16 protein-coding genes are annotated in these 14,037 nt (G+C 48.6%); 13 read left to right on the top strand and 3 right to left on the bottom strand.

The genetic code is table 11. The features are described from left to right. From AQR02_RS12875 to AQR02_RS12830, 10 genes are all read left to right on the top strand, one after another. A partial coding sequence (locus AQR02_RS12875; RefSeq protein WP_245237379.1) for an oxidoreductase occupies positions 1 to 771 on the top strand: 771 nt, incomplete at its 5' end. Between the two features lie 86 nt (positions 772 to 857). Beyond that, positions 858 to 1,562, top strand: a complete 705-nt coding sequence (locus AQR02_RS12870; protein WP_054940839.1) for a dihydroorotate dehydrogenase electron transfer subunit — start codon at positions 858 to 860, stop codon at positions 1,560 to 1,562. Positions 1,563 to 1,566: 4 nt separating this feature from the next. Continuing rightward, positions 1,567 to 2,499, top strand: coding sequence for a dihydroorotate dehydrogenase (locus AQR02_RS12865; protein WP_054942093.1), 933 nt, complete (start codon positions 1,567 to 1,569; stop codon positions 2,497 to 2,499). A 97-nt stretch (positions 2,500 to 2,596) separates the two neighbouring features. Beyond that, entirely contained in the window at positions 2,597 to 2,935 is a 339-nt protein-coding gene (lpdD, locus tag AQR02_RS12860; RefSeq protein WP_054940838.1) for a prenylated flavin chaperone LpdD, read from the top strand. Positions 2,936 to 3,005: 70 nt separating this feature from the next. Further along, on the top strand, positions 3,006 to 3,674 hold the full coding sequence (locus AQR02_RS12855; RefSeq protein ID WP_054940837.1) for a PspA/IM30 family protein: 669 nt from the start codon (positions 3,006 to 3,008) through the stop codon (positions 3,672 to 3,674). Positions 3,675 to 3,801: 127 nt separating this feature from the next. Further along, the gene (locus AQR02_RS12850; RefSeq protein WP_054940836.1) at positions 3,802 to 4,212 is read left to right on the top strand and encodes a DUF350 domain-containing protein; all 411 of its coding nucleotides are present in this window, start codon (positions 3,802 to 3,804) and stop codon (positions 4,210 to 4,212) included. Positions 4,213 to 4,334: 122 nt separating this feature from the next. Further along, the gene (locus AQR02_RS12845) at positions 4,335 to 4,841 is read left to right on the top strand and encodes a DUF4178 domain-containing protein (protein ID WP_054940835.1); all 507 of its coding nucleotides are present in this window, start codon (positions 4,335 to 4,337) and stop codon (positions 4,839 to 4,841) included. 225 nt (positions 4,842 to 5,066) lie between these two features. Then, positions 5,067 to 6,347 (top strand): molybdopterin molybdotransferase MoeA, encoded by a 1,281-nt coding sequence (locus AQR02_RS12840; protein WP_054940834.1) that lies wholly within the window; start codon positions 5,067 to 5,069, stop codon positions 6,345 to 6,347. Between the two features lie 28 nt (positions 6,348 to 6,375). Further along, positions 6,376 to 6,981, top strand: coding sequence for a molybdopterin-guanine dinucleotide biosynthesis protein B (gene mobB, locus AQR02_RS12835; protein WP_054940833.1), 606 nt, complete (start codon positions 6,376 to 6,378; stop codon positions 6,979 to 6,981). Between the two features lie 150 nt (positions 6,982 to 7,131). Continuing rightward, complete coding sequence (locus AQR02_RS12830; protein ID WP_054940832.1) at positions 7,132 to 7,473, top strand: cupin domain-containing protein; 342 nt, start codon at positions 7,132 to 7,134, stop codon at positions 7,471 to 7,473. 39 nt (positions 7,474 to 7,512) lie between these two features. On the opposite strand, the gene AQR02_RS12825 is transcribed toward AQR02_RS12830, so the two are convergent. Both AQR02_RS12825 and xerS read right to left on the bottom strand, forming a co-directional pair. Continuing rightward, on the bottom strand, positions 7,513 to 8,382 hold the full coding sequence (locus AQR02_RS12825) for a pentapeptide repeat-containing protein (RefSeq protein WP_054940831.1): 870 nt from the start codon (positions 8,380 to 8,382) through the stop codon (positions 7,513 to 7,515). A gap of 47 nt (positions 8,383 to 8,429) precedes the next feature. Continuing rightward, positions 8,430 to 9,512, bottom strand: a complete 1,083-nt coding sequence (gene xerS / locus AQR02_RS12820; RefSeq protein WP_054942092.1) for a tyrosine recombinase XerS — start codon at positions 9,510 to 9,512, stop codon at positions 8,430 to 8,432. Positions 9,513 to 9,681: 169 nt separating this feature from the next. On the opposite strand from xerS, the gene AQR02_RS12815 reads away from it, so the two are divergent. After that, complete coding sequence (locus AQR02_RS12815) at positions 9,682 to 10,191, top strand: GNAT family N-acetyltransferase (RefSeq protein ID WP_054940830.1); 510 nt, start codon at positions 9,682 to 9,684, stop codon at positions 10,189 to 10,191. A gap of 965 nt (positions 10,192 to 11,156) precedes the next feature. Here the strand turns inward: AQR02_RS12815 and AQR02_RS12810 are convergent. After that, on the bottom strand, positions 11,157 to 12,104 hold the full coding sequence (locus AQR02_RS12810; RefSeq protein WP_054940829.1) for a Gfo/Idh/MocA family protein: 948 nt from the start codon (positions 12,102 to 12,104) through the stop codon (positions 11,157 to 11,159). A 113-nt stretch (positions 12,105 to 12,217) separates the two neighbouring features. Between AQR02_RS12810 and AQR02_RS12805 the strand changes: the two genes are divergently transcribed. Continuing rightward, a complete protein-coding gene (locus tag AQR02_RS12805) occupies positions 12,218 to 13,174 on the top strand; it encodes a helix-turn-helix transcriptional regulator (protein ID WP_082451830.1) in 957 nt (318 codons plus the stop codon). 168 nt (positions 13,175 to 13,342) lie between these two features. Further along, a complete protein-coding gene (locus AQR02_RS12800) occupies positions 13,343 to 13,831 on the top strand; it encodes an LURP-one-related/scramblase family protein (RefSeq protein ID WP_054940827.1) in 489 nt (162 codons plus the stop codon). Positions 13,832 to 14,037 lie beyond the last annotated feature (206 nt).

Raw genomic sequence — 14,037 nt, 5'->3', positions numbered from 1 at the left:
GTACATTCCTACGGTGCCAAAATAGCAATCCAGCTAGGCCATGCCGGGCGCAAAGCGCTCGATGCCGATCCGCCTGTAGCACCGTCGGCCATTCCATTCGATGAGCGCTCCAAAACTCCGCTGGCCCTCACCGGTGAAGGGATTGCCGAGATGGTCAACGCATACCGGGAAGGGGCACGGAGAGCGGTAGAGGCCGGATTTGATACGGTCGAGATTCATGGTGCGCACGGCTATCTGATCCATCAGTTTCATTCCCCGCTATCGAATGTAAGAGAAGATGAATATGGAGCCGATCCTATACTGTTCGGAGAACAGGTCGTCCGGGCCGTCAAAGAAGTGCTGCCGCCCGAAATGCCTTTGCTTATGAGAGTCTCCGCCAAGGAGTACGTGGAAGGCGGATATAATGAAGCTTATGCGCTGGAGTTCTGCCGGCGGTATAAGGCTGCTGGTGTAGATATGTTCCATGTGTCCTCAGGCGGCGAAGGTCCGATTGGCTCGAATGGGGGTCCGAATGCAGGGCCGGCCTACCAGGTGGATCTGGCAGAGTATATCCGCAGCGGTCTCCAGGTTCCGGTTATTGCTGTAGGGCGGCTTGATGACTTCGCAGAAGCACAGGTTGTGATATCCGAGAAAAAGGCAGAGCTGGTGGCTATTGGCAGAGGGATGCTTAGCGATCCTTACTGGACACTTCATGCTCAGGAAGCCCTCGGCGGAATAGACAAAGGAAACGTGCCGGGGCCTTATGAACGCGGAATCTGGAAACGAAAATAGACACTTATTATTGTGATGTTTGTCACAGATTTTAAACTCTTTCTAAGGCATGGTTAATAAGATAAAATTTGAAGGAGCTTGATAACGTGGCGACGGTAATAAGTAACGAGCGGCTGGTTAACGGAGTGTACCACCTTCGGGTTGAAGGGGATTACGGCGGAACAATGGGTCAATTCTACATGTTGCGGGCATGGGGGGCCTATCCGCTGCTGTCCAGACCGCTTAGCATACATCAAGTGAACGAAGATGGGGTCGAATTTCTATATCATGTGGTAGGAGAAGGTACTGAAATTTTTGCGGAATTAACTCCGGGGGACAAGATTCAGCTGGAAGGGCCGTTTGGCAATGGCTTTCCGGCTGTAGAGGGTAAAGTCGCCTTAATTGGCGGCGGAATCGGTATCGCCCCGCTCTATTATTGCGCCAAAGAGCTTCCAGGCAGTGACATCTATCTTGGGTTTAGCCGGGAAGCCTTCCGTACGGAGGCCTTCCGTCCATTGGCCGCTGAGCTAACGGTGGACGTCGGCGGGCTGATTCTGGATCGTGTGGATTTCACCAGTTATGATCACATCTTCGTCTGTGGTCCGCATCCTATGCTGAAAGCTGCGCAATTGAAGGGTATTGCAGCCGAGACTTCCGGCAAACGTCCTGATGTGTATCTCTCCCTGGAGAACCGGATGGCCTGCGGAATCGGTGCTTGTCTTGTATGCAGCGTATCCTGCCGTGACGGACAGCGCAAAGCCTGCGCAGATGGACCTGTGTTCCTTGCAGAGGAGGTGCTTTTCCATGATTAATACAATGCCTAATACTACGGCAACTATTGCCGGTGTTCATTTTAAGAATCCGATCGTTATGGCTTCGGGTACATTCGGCTTCGGCAAAGAATATGGCAAGCTCTATGATGTTTCGCTGCTGGGAGGAATCTCCGGCAAAGGGCTGACTCTCCATGCCAAAGCCGGAAACCCTGGTGTCCGCGTATATGAGACAGCGTCAGGCATGCTGAACAGTGTCGGTCTGGAGAATCCGGGTGTTGAAGCGTTTTTGGCTAAAGAGCTTCCTTATTGGGAGACGCTGGATACGGCCCGTATCGTGAATCTTGGCGGGAATACGCTGCCGGATTATGTACTGGGTGCTGAGCTGATTCAGCGTGATGCCGACCAGCGCGCCCTTGCGGGTAAGCCTGCGGTTGATATGATTGAACTTAATATTTCCTGTCCTAACGTCAAGGAGGGCGGTATTGCCTTTGGTGTGAAGACTCCAGCCGCACAGGAGGTTGTACGCGCCGTAAGAGCCGCTACGAAGCTGCCCCTGGCAGTGAAGCTGTCACCGAATGCGGAAGACATCGCGGAGATGGCGGAAATGTGTGAAGCAGAAGGTGCGGATGCCGTATCGCTGATCAACACCATCTCCGGGATGAAGATCGATGTGCGCCGCCGCAGCAGCGTGTTCAATAATTTGTACGCAGGCTTGTCCGGACCGGCGATTAAACCGGTGGCTCTGCGGATGGTACATCAAGTGGCACATCGTGTATCAATCCCCGTGATTGGCATGGGCGGTATTACTTCCGCTACGGATATCATTGAATTTATTATGGCCGGAGCTACGGTGATCCAAGTGGGAACCTATAACTTCATGAATCTGCGGGCAGGAAGCTCGTTAGTGGAAGAACTGCAGCAGTTCATGCATGAGGAGAATATCTCGTCACTGGACGAAATTCGCGGAATTGTCTAATGAATCCGGCGTTTGATTGCCCGGGAGGTATTTCTTTTCCGTCCCCCTGAGATATCTTCGTGTGCCGAGGTTAATATAATGGGTAGGGGGGATACTGTTGTCTTCACTTGAATATGAGCTTGACGATATTGAACTGTCTGCGGTACCCGTTGGACGTGACCTGCTGCTGCTGATTACCGGCGGTGTCCGCCATATTGGAGCAGCCAGCACGGCATACCCGGATGGTGATACAGTGGTAGCAACGACCTCTGCCGTTCCTCATCACAAAGAGCATACGATCAGCGAGGCTATCGCTCTGAGAGCCGCTTCTGCGCTGAACCGGACGGTTACGGTTGTCATGGGCATTCATTACGACGATCTGAGTAAAGAAGGCATTCTGAAAGTCGTCGAAACGGTAAACAGCAAGGTGGATCAATATTTAGCGCAACAATTTTGAAACGATAATGGAACTCCCTGCGTAAAAGATAACAAATGAGTAAATAACTTTTATTTTGGAGGAATGAACCATGTCTATATTTAAACGATTGCGTGATCTGACCATGTCTAACGTCAATGCGATTATTGACAAAGCAGAAGATCCAGTGAAGATGACCGACCAGTACATCCGGGATATGACCGAAGATCTGGAAGATGCCGAAAAAGCGGTTGCCGCCCAAATCGCCATCGAGAAGAAATTCAAGCAGCTGTACGAAGAACAGGAAGCACTGGTAGCCAAGCGTAACCAGCAGGCCCATACCGCTGCTCAGGCAGGTAATGCCGATCTGGCCCGCCGCGCCCTGGAAGAGAAGAAATCCGCAGAGGTCAAGCTTGTTGAATATAAGACGAGCTTCGATCAGAACAAAGCATCCGCTGACAACCTGCGCGCCAAGCTGGAGGAAATGCGCAAACAGCTCACGCAGATGAAGAACAAGCGTGAAACTTTGGTAGCCCGTTACAATGCAGCTAAGGCGCAGACCGAGATTAACAAAGCGATGAGCGGATTCAGCTCCGATTCAGCTTCCGCTGGATTGAAACGGATGGAAGACAAAATGCTTCAAGCCGAAGCGCAAGCCGAAGCCAGCAACGAAATGAGCTCAGGCAACAAATCGCTGGACGATGAATTCGAGAACCTTAACAAGGATAAGGCTGTAGAAGACGAGCTGGCCGCCCTGATGAAGCAGTACGAGAAACAATAACATAGGGTATTAGCCGGTCCTGAGCCGGTAGTTACAGGCGAAGGGGAGACAGAAGAGTCGTTCCTCCTTCGCCTTATCTATGCTTTCTATACCGGGCTGGCAAACTGAACAAACGGGGGCTAAAGCAATGGATTTCCATACTCTGGTGTCCATGGTTGTGTGGACGGTGAGCGGAGCAGTGCTGCTTTTTGTGCTGATGTTCGTGGATTCGCTGTTTACCCGTTATAACGATCTGGAGGAATTGAAAGCAGGCAATATGGCGGTTACCACCCGGTTTGTGCTGAAGCTCGTGGCGCAAGGCTATATCTTATCGTCCTCTATTGCCGCATCGAGCCGTTTGGGGGATGCACTTGTGGTCTCCATAATCTCCTTCTGGATGCTGTTTATCCTCGAAAAGTCTGTAGAGCTGCTGCTTGGCAAATGGGCCACCATTGACCTTGACCATGGAACCCGGCTGGGCAAAATAGGCTACGGGCTGCTGGCAGGCTCGCTGCATGTAACAGGTGCTCTAATTATCGCGGCGTTCATCCGCGGATAGGGTAACCAGGCTATATAAAGCTAGACTTAGGAACGATCTGGAGGTAAAGCCGCGGAGGCGAAGATCGGAACTGCAGGAGCCAATCCAATAACCTACAAATTCTTCAAAAGGAATGATGGAACTTGAGCATCTGGAAACGAATCGGAAATATCTTCTCCAAACCCCAGGCACCGGCTGCACGGAAAAGCATGCTGAATCTCGCTCCTGGTGATATCTGTGAGGTTTCGCTGGTAACCTATGAGGTAACCGGACGGACACAGACAAGCGGCCGCAACGCAGTCGTATTAACATTGCGTGACGGCAGCCGGATTGCTTATCTATATATTGAAGAGCGGGAACAGCTGCAGTACAGTCTCTATCAGCCAATTGACGGACGGTTGGATAATCCTGCAGAAGTGCCGGCTACGCTGGAGTTGGATGACTATACCTATTTTCTTGAGGAAGAGTACGAAGGGTATGCGACTGTCACAGGCCAGACGCCTTATATGAATGGCGGAACACAGCATGTGTGGCAGTATCAGTCAGACGAGTACCGGCTGCTGAGGGTAGAGTGGCAGAACGGGCGGTTCATGCTCTATGAAGGGGAAAAGGTCATACCGGCTGATGTGCGGGTCATCCGCGCGTCGTAACCTGTCATACCAGATTACAGCAGCAGGAATAAGCTTGAAATACACAGTAGCTATAATGTGCCAATACAATCAAGGATGCCTACGCCCATTAGCGGAGGTATCCTTTTTGGGTTGCGGCAGCAAAGTGAAATTTCACTTTATAGATAAGCATGTTAAAATAATCAGAACACTAACAAGTGCTGGAACATCACTTAACCCGCGATCTAACGGAGAATGGAGGCACTAATGAGTAATAAGGATAATATGCAGGATCATAAATTTCAGCGCAAAGCGATACAGGTGAAGGAAGCGCAAGCCCGGGTAATGCAATATGCAAAAGTGCTTGGGATAGAAGAGGTTCCGCTTAGCCAGAGCTGCGGGCGTTATTTGGCTGAACCGGTCAACGCCCCGCATCCGTTTCCGGCATTTAACCGTTCTGGTATGGATGGATACGCAATTATAGCCGCAGATACTCAGGAGTGTAATGCAGAGAATCCGGTATGGCTGGAAGTCATAGATAACATCCCCTGCGGAGCTGTACCTGCAGCAGATCTTACTTCCGGAACCGCTGCACGTATTATGACCGGAGCTCAGGTGCCGGAAGGTGCTGATGCAGTGGTAATGATTGAAATCACTGAAGGCAGAGATAGGGACGGGAAGACCTTCGTCTTACTCCGTAAACCGCAGCTGGCTGGAAGTAACATTACACCGCGCGGTTTTGAATTGAAGGAAGGCCAGCTGGTGCTGCCGGCCGGCCGTTTAATCGCTGCGGGTGATATCGCAGTGCTGGCTGCTTTTGGGATTCATATGGTGAAAGTGCATCGCCGGCCGAAAATAGCGATTTTTGCAACCGGGTCTGAGCTTTTGGCGGTAGATGAACCGCTTCAGCCCGGTAAAGTCCGCAACAGCAATTCACCAATGCTGGAAGCGCTCGTACGGGAGGCCGGAGGCGAGGCGGTGATGCTTGGAGCGATCGCCGACGACCTGGAGCTGGCCCGCAGTAAGGTGCAGATGGCGCTGGAAACGCATGATCTCGTCATTACAACAGGTGGCGTGTCGGTTGGTGATTATGACATTATGGGCGATCTGGTCCGGGAAAAAACTGGAGAAATGCTCTTTAACAAAGTAACCATGCGACCGGGAAGCGTCACGACAGCTGCAGTGCGGGGCGGGAAGCTGCTGCTGGCACTATCCGGTAATCCGGGGGCTTGTTTTGTCGGATTTCAGCTTTTTGCCCGGCCGGTCATTTCACTTATGCTAGGAGCTGCGCAGCCGCTTTTGCCGGAATGGACCGCGTTTATGGGTGCGGATTATACCAAAGTGAACAACTATACCCGGTTTGTCCGTGCCCGGCTGGAAATCCGTGACGGCGGCATTTACGCCTATCCCGCGGGAATCGATGAATCGTCAGTCATGGTAACGATTAAAGACAGTGACTGTCTGATCATCGTCCCGCCGGAAGCACGCGGACTGGCGGCAGGAGATCGGGTGAAGATATTGAAAATGCCTGGTGAGATTGTTGGGTAGAGCAAGGATGGAGGGCCGGCGAAGCAGAATGAAGCGACTTGGGAGAAGGACAAGACTCAGGGGAAATACAGGTAAGACAGAGCAGCGGAACTGCGGACAGCAGGGAAATGTTCAACTGCCGGCAGTTTGCCAGGTTGTCGGCTACAAGAACAGCGGTAAAACGACGCTGATTTGTGCTGTGATTCCGTTGCTGAAGCAAAGGGGCTGCAGTGTCGCTGTCATCAAGCATGATGCCCATAATTATGATATGGATCATCACGGAACAGATACCTGGAAGCAGCGTCAGGCAGGTGCGGCAGCAGTTGCTATAACGAATAATAACCGGACTTCTGTGATTGAAGAGCGGAGCTCCAGCTTAGCCAAGCTGATTGCTGATTTCTCCGGCTATGATTATGTAATCGTAGAAGGATTTAAGCAGGAAGCATATCCCAAAATTGTGCTTCTGCATAGCGATGAGGATCGAATCCTGCTCAACCAGGCGAGCAATATCGCAGCAATCGCGGTCTGGGAGACGATGGAGCAGGCTGCCATTGCGGAAAATTGGCATGACAAGCTCTTTAGCATCAACGATGGTGAAGGAATTGCCAACCTTTTGTGGGAACAACGATCTAATTTTCAAAATTTCAACATATGAAAAATTCACAATAGAATAGTTGAAAAATCAACATGCTGCTAAAACGATACTTTTTATAAGACTGGTCTTAAGGAGGGGCGGTGCCGTTACTCGGGTACAAGAGCAGCGGCGCCGATAAACGAAGCAGAACAGCGGGAGAGATCGAACGAGATGAAAATAAGCAAGCAGAATGCGGAACACTATACATGGGGAGACCTATGCGACGGCTGGCATCTAGTTAAAAATAATAATCTGAGTGTAATTCATGAAAGAATGCCCGCAAACACGGCGGAAGTGAAGCATTATCATCAGCAGGCCCGGCAATTTTTCTTTGTACTCTCAGGTACTGCTACTCTCGAAATTGCGGGTACAGAAATTGTGCTTAACTCGCAAGAGGGAATCGAAGTTCATCCGTTGGTGCCGCATCAGATGTTCAATACATCGGGCGCTGAAGTTGAATTTCTGGTCATTTCTACGCCTTCAAGCAAAGGTGACCGGATCGTGGTTGAATAAGTTCGATCTCCATGGAGACATTCGGTTCAGCCAGGCTCTCTAATCAAGCCAGTGGGTAGGAGCGCTGAGTCTTGCAGGAAGCTTCGTGGAGGCATCTCCTTTGGCCGCATTAATCTGGAACTGGGTGAGGAACAGGCTGGAAGAAAGGTCGGCACCGCAGATATTCGTATCCCGGAAATCCGCACCAATCAGGTCGGCTGCCCGCAAATCTGCACCGCTCAGATCGGCAGCAATGAGATAGGCACCCCGCAGGCTGACGCAGCGCAGATCGGCACCTTTAAGCTTGGCTCCAATCAGATCGGCACCGCGGCCGTAGTTTTTCTGGCGTTTTGGTTGTTGCTTCAGGTTGCGGCGAACTGCCTCCCGGGTAAGCTCGCTTGCCCGCAGCAGCAGTTCATTAACTTCACCGCGGTGGGCCGCAACATTCTGCTCTAGCAGCGCCTCAGGCTGGAGCATGGTGAGCTGTTCTGTCTTTTTCAGCATATCAGCCAGTCCATGCTGAATGGGACCCGCCTCAGGCCAGCCCAGTGCTTCAGTTAAATACCATAGCAATTCATGAAGCTGCCGCATAACCGGGAAAACTTCGAACATCTCGGCTGCAGTGCCCGGAGCCTGATGCCAGTCTACACCACCATAGGTGACGCCGGATACCTGTTGTCCTGCACCGAAACAGTCATACACCGTACATCCTCGAAAACCAGTCTCCCGGAGCCGGGTATGAATTCCGCATCGAAAATCGGCCTGCAGATTGTGGCAGGGCTGCCCGGCTGCTTTGTCCATGGCAAAGTCAGCCGAAACGGCAAAGGGCAGGGCGGCACAGCATAACCCGAAGCATTGCTCGCAGTCAGCACGCAGATTTAGCGGCGGTTTAGCCGCTGAATAAGTTGAATAGTCTTGAGTCTCAGACAAGAGAAATTCCCTCCATAGCTAGTTATTTAGATTAGCATATAAGATAATCAGCTTTCCATACGCCGCTCAATCGCTTCAGACATCGTTTTGTCTGTAAGATGGGCATAGACCTCAGTCGTTTCTGTTGAGGCATGTCCAAGCTGCTCTTTGGTTTTGTAGATATCATTTTGCAGATAATAGTCTGTAGCGAATGAGTGGCGCAGCTTATGAACCGTTAAATAAGGTTTGCCGAACCGTTTGGCATATTTGATGATCATTTCCTGGAAGGCCCGCTTGGTCATACGTTTGCCTTCCTGGCTGCCGTTTGGCAGAGCGATGAACAGGGCCTTTTCCCGTTTTGGCGTTTTGTAGCGTGTCTGGCGCAGACTTAAATAGAGCGCAAGATCGTCCTTGGCCTGCTCACGGAAATAAACCGGTGTTTTGAAGGTTTCATCGTTATTCCCTTTGCGGTATACATAGAGCAGCTTATTATTAATATCCAGGTCATCGACGTTCAGATTGACTACCTCGGATACTCGAAGCCCGGAGTTCAGAATCAGACTGGCGATACAGGCATCCCGTTCACGGTTCAGCTGGAAGGAATAATAAGCCTGTTTATTGGCTTCTACATCCCGTCCATAGCCTTCATAGATATAGCCGACGAACTCCAGCAGCTCCTCATCCTCGAGGATTTTTCCTTTCAGCTTGGCGGCGGTATCCTTGGGCTTATGAATCCGCTTGATCTCTACCTTGGCCATAATATTACGCTTCAGCAGCGGGTAGAAATTCTCATCTTCGGCAATCTGGCTGAGATAATGGAACAGGGAGCGCAGGGCAGAGAGCTTACGGGAGACGGTCACCCGGGTGTTAGTCCCTTCGGCTCGTGTTGTCAAATGCAGGCGGTAGCCTGTGATACTATCCATATGCAGCGTTTCCAGATCGAGCAAGGTGATATTAGCAAGGCTGTCCGCAGCAGACAGACCCTCAGCCCTTAACCAGCCGAAAAATGATTCATAATCACGGATGTATTCCAGAAGGGTAGAGGGTGACAGATCAGGTCGTTTATAGTCTATGAATTGCTGAACAAACCAGGGCATGAGATGCAGCCTTTGATCAAGATTTTTACGGTCGCTGTTCTTTTGAATGCTGATGACAATCACCTTTTTCTTAGTTTGCTGTAAGGATGCGTGGATACGGGTGTCTGTCTATCTTATCATGTTTCGCAGCTGGCCGGGAATGGTGGTGTACGCGCTGACCTTGCCCCCGAGGGGACAAAGTTATATGATGTGAAGTAAAAAGTGAATCGTAGAGGTGAACCTAATGGAACTCGGAATCGAATTGGTTCCCAAGGAGCAGAGACAGATCATAAGCAAACTGATGCAGTTTTATCTATATGATTTCACCCGGTATCTGGAGCTTGAGGTCGACCGTGACGGCAATTTCCCGTCTTACCCGGGCCTGGAAGCTTACTGGAACAGCGGCAATAATAAATTCGCTTATCTGTTTACCGCGGACGGTAATATCGCCGGATTCGCGCTGGTGGACCGTCTGCTGCGTAATCCGGAAGGGCAGTTTTATATGACAGAATTTTTCGTGCTGCAAAAATACCGCCGCAGCGGTGTGGGCACCTGGGCCGCACACAGATTATTCGATATGTTTCCCGGTGACTGGAAGGTGTCGCAGATCCGCGCCAATACACCAGCCCGCAATTTCTGGCATCGGGTTATTGGAGCCTATACGAATGGGGAATTTAAGGAGCGCTTTAATCCGAAACAAGGGAATCCAAGCCAATATTTCAACACGGAAAGCGCCACTAAACTCAAAAGATAGCGGGTACGCCGTCTAATCGTTTAGCCGTTAATATATCGTATGGATAGTGATGGTGTCGGCCTCCACCCGGTACTCAAAGGTTGGAATTGCTGAGCATATCTGCTATGAACTTACAGCACTGCGCAAAATTATATTAAGGGTTACCGATGCTGGGGTTATAGGGTACGTCAGGGCAGATTGGGGAACTATACATTGGCTAAATGGCCATTAATTATACCTTTAGCGCAGATGTATTACTCCCTGTATGCCCTGCCTATGGTGGCTCGTTACCCGTTGCCCAGGACGTTTTATTTATACTGCAGTTACGCTGTTCAAACGTATCTTTAAAGATAAAATAGCAAGCCATAAGCAATAAGTTAACATATTATATATTATGTAAACTTGTATATAAATACCGCCAAAGATTATGAGCGACATTCAAGCGGTTATCGAGCATAGTGCTGGCGAATAGCTGGCTCCAAACATAAATTACTCAAGCTTTCTCTTCAGCATCAGGCTCAGCAAGCGGAGTAACCCATACTTTATAGAGCAGTCCTGGGTCATCCTTCATTGATAATCCCCTCCTAAGCTTATTTACCTGATTATAGCAAAAAATGGAATACCAGGATAAGGGACGGCTAGGTTAGGCTCTCGTAAACATCAATAGTTAACATAATAAATAATATGTAAACATAATTTCTGATATATTACGATAATCTGCAATTCCGTCAAAACCCTTTAGAATACCTGTCAAATTTCACGCTTTATTTATACAATTGCAACATATGAAAAATTCACAATAACAAACCCAAAAAATCAACTCACCTCCCATACTCCACATTTACTCTCACCCTTTAACTGACCTAATTCCCCTAAAACACTGAAAAAGGGAGGGCCAGATCCCCCCCTAAATTAAACTTACAATACTTTGCACAGACGTTTACAGAAAATCCGTAATGCTTTGCCAATCCGCAGCCGCGAACCGGTTAACTTGCAGGAACAGCCAAGAGACTTTTCAGCTCCAGTGCAGTGTTCAGAGAGAGCAGCGCCTGTTCCAGCGACAAAATGGACTCCGAACCGTCTTGAAAGCACTGCAGCGCATGCTGCAGACTTTTCTCGTAGGGATTAACTATTACCAAGACAATTTCTTGTCTGCCTGTTTCACTGTATTCGTAAAGTACAAGATCCACGCTGCCCTGCATATCATCTTTTTCATGAAACTCCAGTTTAGCCCGTTCAAAATAAGCTTCATAGCCCACCGTAAAAGGATAGGCTGCCGGCATTAACGACGAAGCTATGACTTGTGCTGAAACATTGGTTTTGTTGAAAATAGCCTCTACCACTGCTTGTCCATCTTGTCCGCCTTGACTGCCCCATACCCCGGATGGAGCGGTAGCTCCTAATAGCCAGCTTACGAAATCTAGATCATGAATCATCAAATTTGTAGTAATAGTGCCCAGTCCCAAATCTCCCCATAAGGGAGCGGTTTCGCGGAGTAAACGTACTTTAAGAAGCATGCCGTATCTCTTCTGCGCTGCCGATTCATACAAATACTGATAGGCCGGTTCAAATTTGATGAACTGGTTGACGAGGACGATTTTACCAGATTGTTCTTCAGCATGTTTCATTGCAGCGGCATCTTCAGCAGACAAGCAGACAGGAGTTTCACAAAACACATGTTTACCCGCCTGAAGTGCGTCCAAAGTGTACTGTCTATGTAGGGCGGAGGGCAGACATATATCAATAATATCAAGCCCTGGATCACAAATAACCTCATCTATGGAGGTAGTGATCTCAACGCCCAATTCTTGCTGTAACTTGTGCAGCTTGGATTCATTCCGTCCGAAGACGACCACCCGCCCGATTTCCGGAAATTTCTTAAGGATGGAGGCGTGGTATGCTCCAAATCCCGTACCTAATATGCCAATATTCATTTACAACAACTCCTTCGCTCTGATACATTCCATAATATACTTCTATTGTTGACAACAGAGCGGCAAGAATTGAGAAATCTACTGACAGAAAAGTATGCGGGGGAGGAAGAGCTGTGCGTGTGCACCGTTTGATAGCGATTATATTACTGATCGAGTCCAGGGGGAGGATGAAGGCCAGTGAGCTGGCGGCGGCACTCGAAACCTCCGTCCGCTCTATTTACAGAGATATTGATGTACTGGGGGAAGCGGGGATTCCTATAGTTACTTCGACGGGGCCGAACGGTGGGGTTTCCTTAATGGAAGGCTATACAGCAAATCTGCGGCAATTGAATGGTGACGAAGTAATTCATCTATATTTAACAGGAATGGGATTCCATTCAGGCAGACAGAGTGAGTCCCGCCTCCAGCTGAACAATGCCCTGCTGAAGCTGGAAAAGACGCTGCCTGCTCCTTATCAGGCGGATATTCGCAAGGCCAAAAATGTCTTTTATTTCGATGATGCCCCGTGGTGGAGCGAACCCACTTCACTGCCTGGTCTGGAGACGCTGCGCACTGCGCTATGGAAAGGGTACAAAGTCAGAGTAGAATATCGTAAGGTGAGCGGGGAACTCTCTACGCGTATCTTACAGCCCTACGGCTTGGTTGTGAAGCAGGGGGAGTGGTATCTGGTGGCCTTTTGCGAGAGAGCGGAGGCGCTGCGGACATTTAAATGTGAGCGGATCAGCGCTGTACATCTGCTTGAAGAGGATTATGAGCTGCCTGCGGGTTTCTCTCTGGAAATGTATTGGAGAAGCGGGGAGGAAGCTTTTAAACAATCCAGAAGAGCAGCGGAATATTATCCGGTTACTGTCAGAGTGCACAAAGGAAAGCAGATACCTGGAGCAAAATTCGATGTCATCCAGACTGTGGAAGAGGGGAACTCGCAGATTGTAACAGTAAACATGTACAGTTTTGAACAAGCCTGTGAGAAAGTATTTACACTGCCTGCTGATGCTGAAGTCCTGGAACCTCAGGCTGTGAGAGTTTATATGAAGGAGCGGATAGGCGAGCTACAGCGAATTTATCTGTAATATATAGAGAAATTAACTCGATACTCAAAACAACAGGTATAGCATTATTTCGCATAAACAATAAAATAACATAATATATATTATGTTAACTAAATAGAATGAGAATTTTTCGCCTGAAAAAACTATCTTTGATATAATTGGTATATATTGCATTAAAGGAGGCTTGGTATGAAGGAACTTTATATAAAGCAGAAGGTATTTAGTCTAAGGGAAAAATTCACAGTAAAAAATCAGCAGGAGAAGGATGTCTATTATGTAGAGGGTAGTTTTATGCAAATTCCAAAGACTTTCTCCATTATGAATACATCACACGAGGAAGTCGCACTTATAACGAAAAAGGTATTCAGTTTTTTACCAAAGTTTTTTGTTGAGGTATTTGGTCGGGAGGTATTAACGATTAGAAAGGAGTTTTCTTTCTTTAAAGCACGCTATACGATCGATTCGGCTGATATTGAGGTACATGGTGACTTGTGGGACATGGATTTTCAGGTTTTACATCATGGTACAGTTATAGGTATAGTGAACAAGGAGTGGTTTACTTGGGGCGATAGTTATAAGGTTCAGATATTGAATGAGGAGATGGAGGCAATTTTGATTGCGTTCGTTGTCGCAATTGATTGTGTGAAGGCCGATGAGGCATCAGCTGCTTCTCATTAGTGACGATTTGGTTTAGGACTTACAATATTGCTAAATAGAATTACTTTAAGCAACTTGATGAGACAATGTGTGGGATTATTGTAATGGATATTTTGAAATCAAGGTACGAAGCTATTGCTTTTAGTGAAAAAAATCACAATACAAAATATTAGGCTTATCCGTAACAGTCCTTGTATATGACTTATGAACATGAAAGGTTGATTCCT

It is taken from the genome of Paenibacillus ihuae (genome assembly GCF_001368795.1).
GTDB lineage: Bacteria > Bacillota > Bacilli > Paenibacillales > Paenibacillaceae > Paenibacillus_AQ > Paenibacillus_AQ ihuae.
This window is presented reverse-complemented; position numbering and strand designations above follow the sequence as displayed.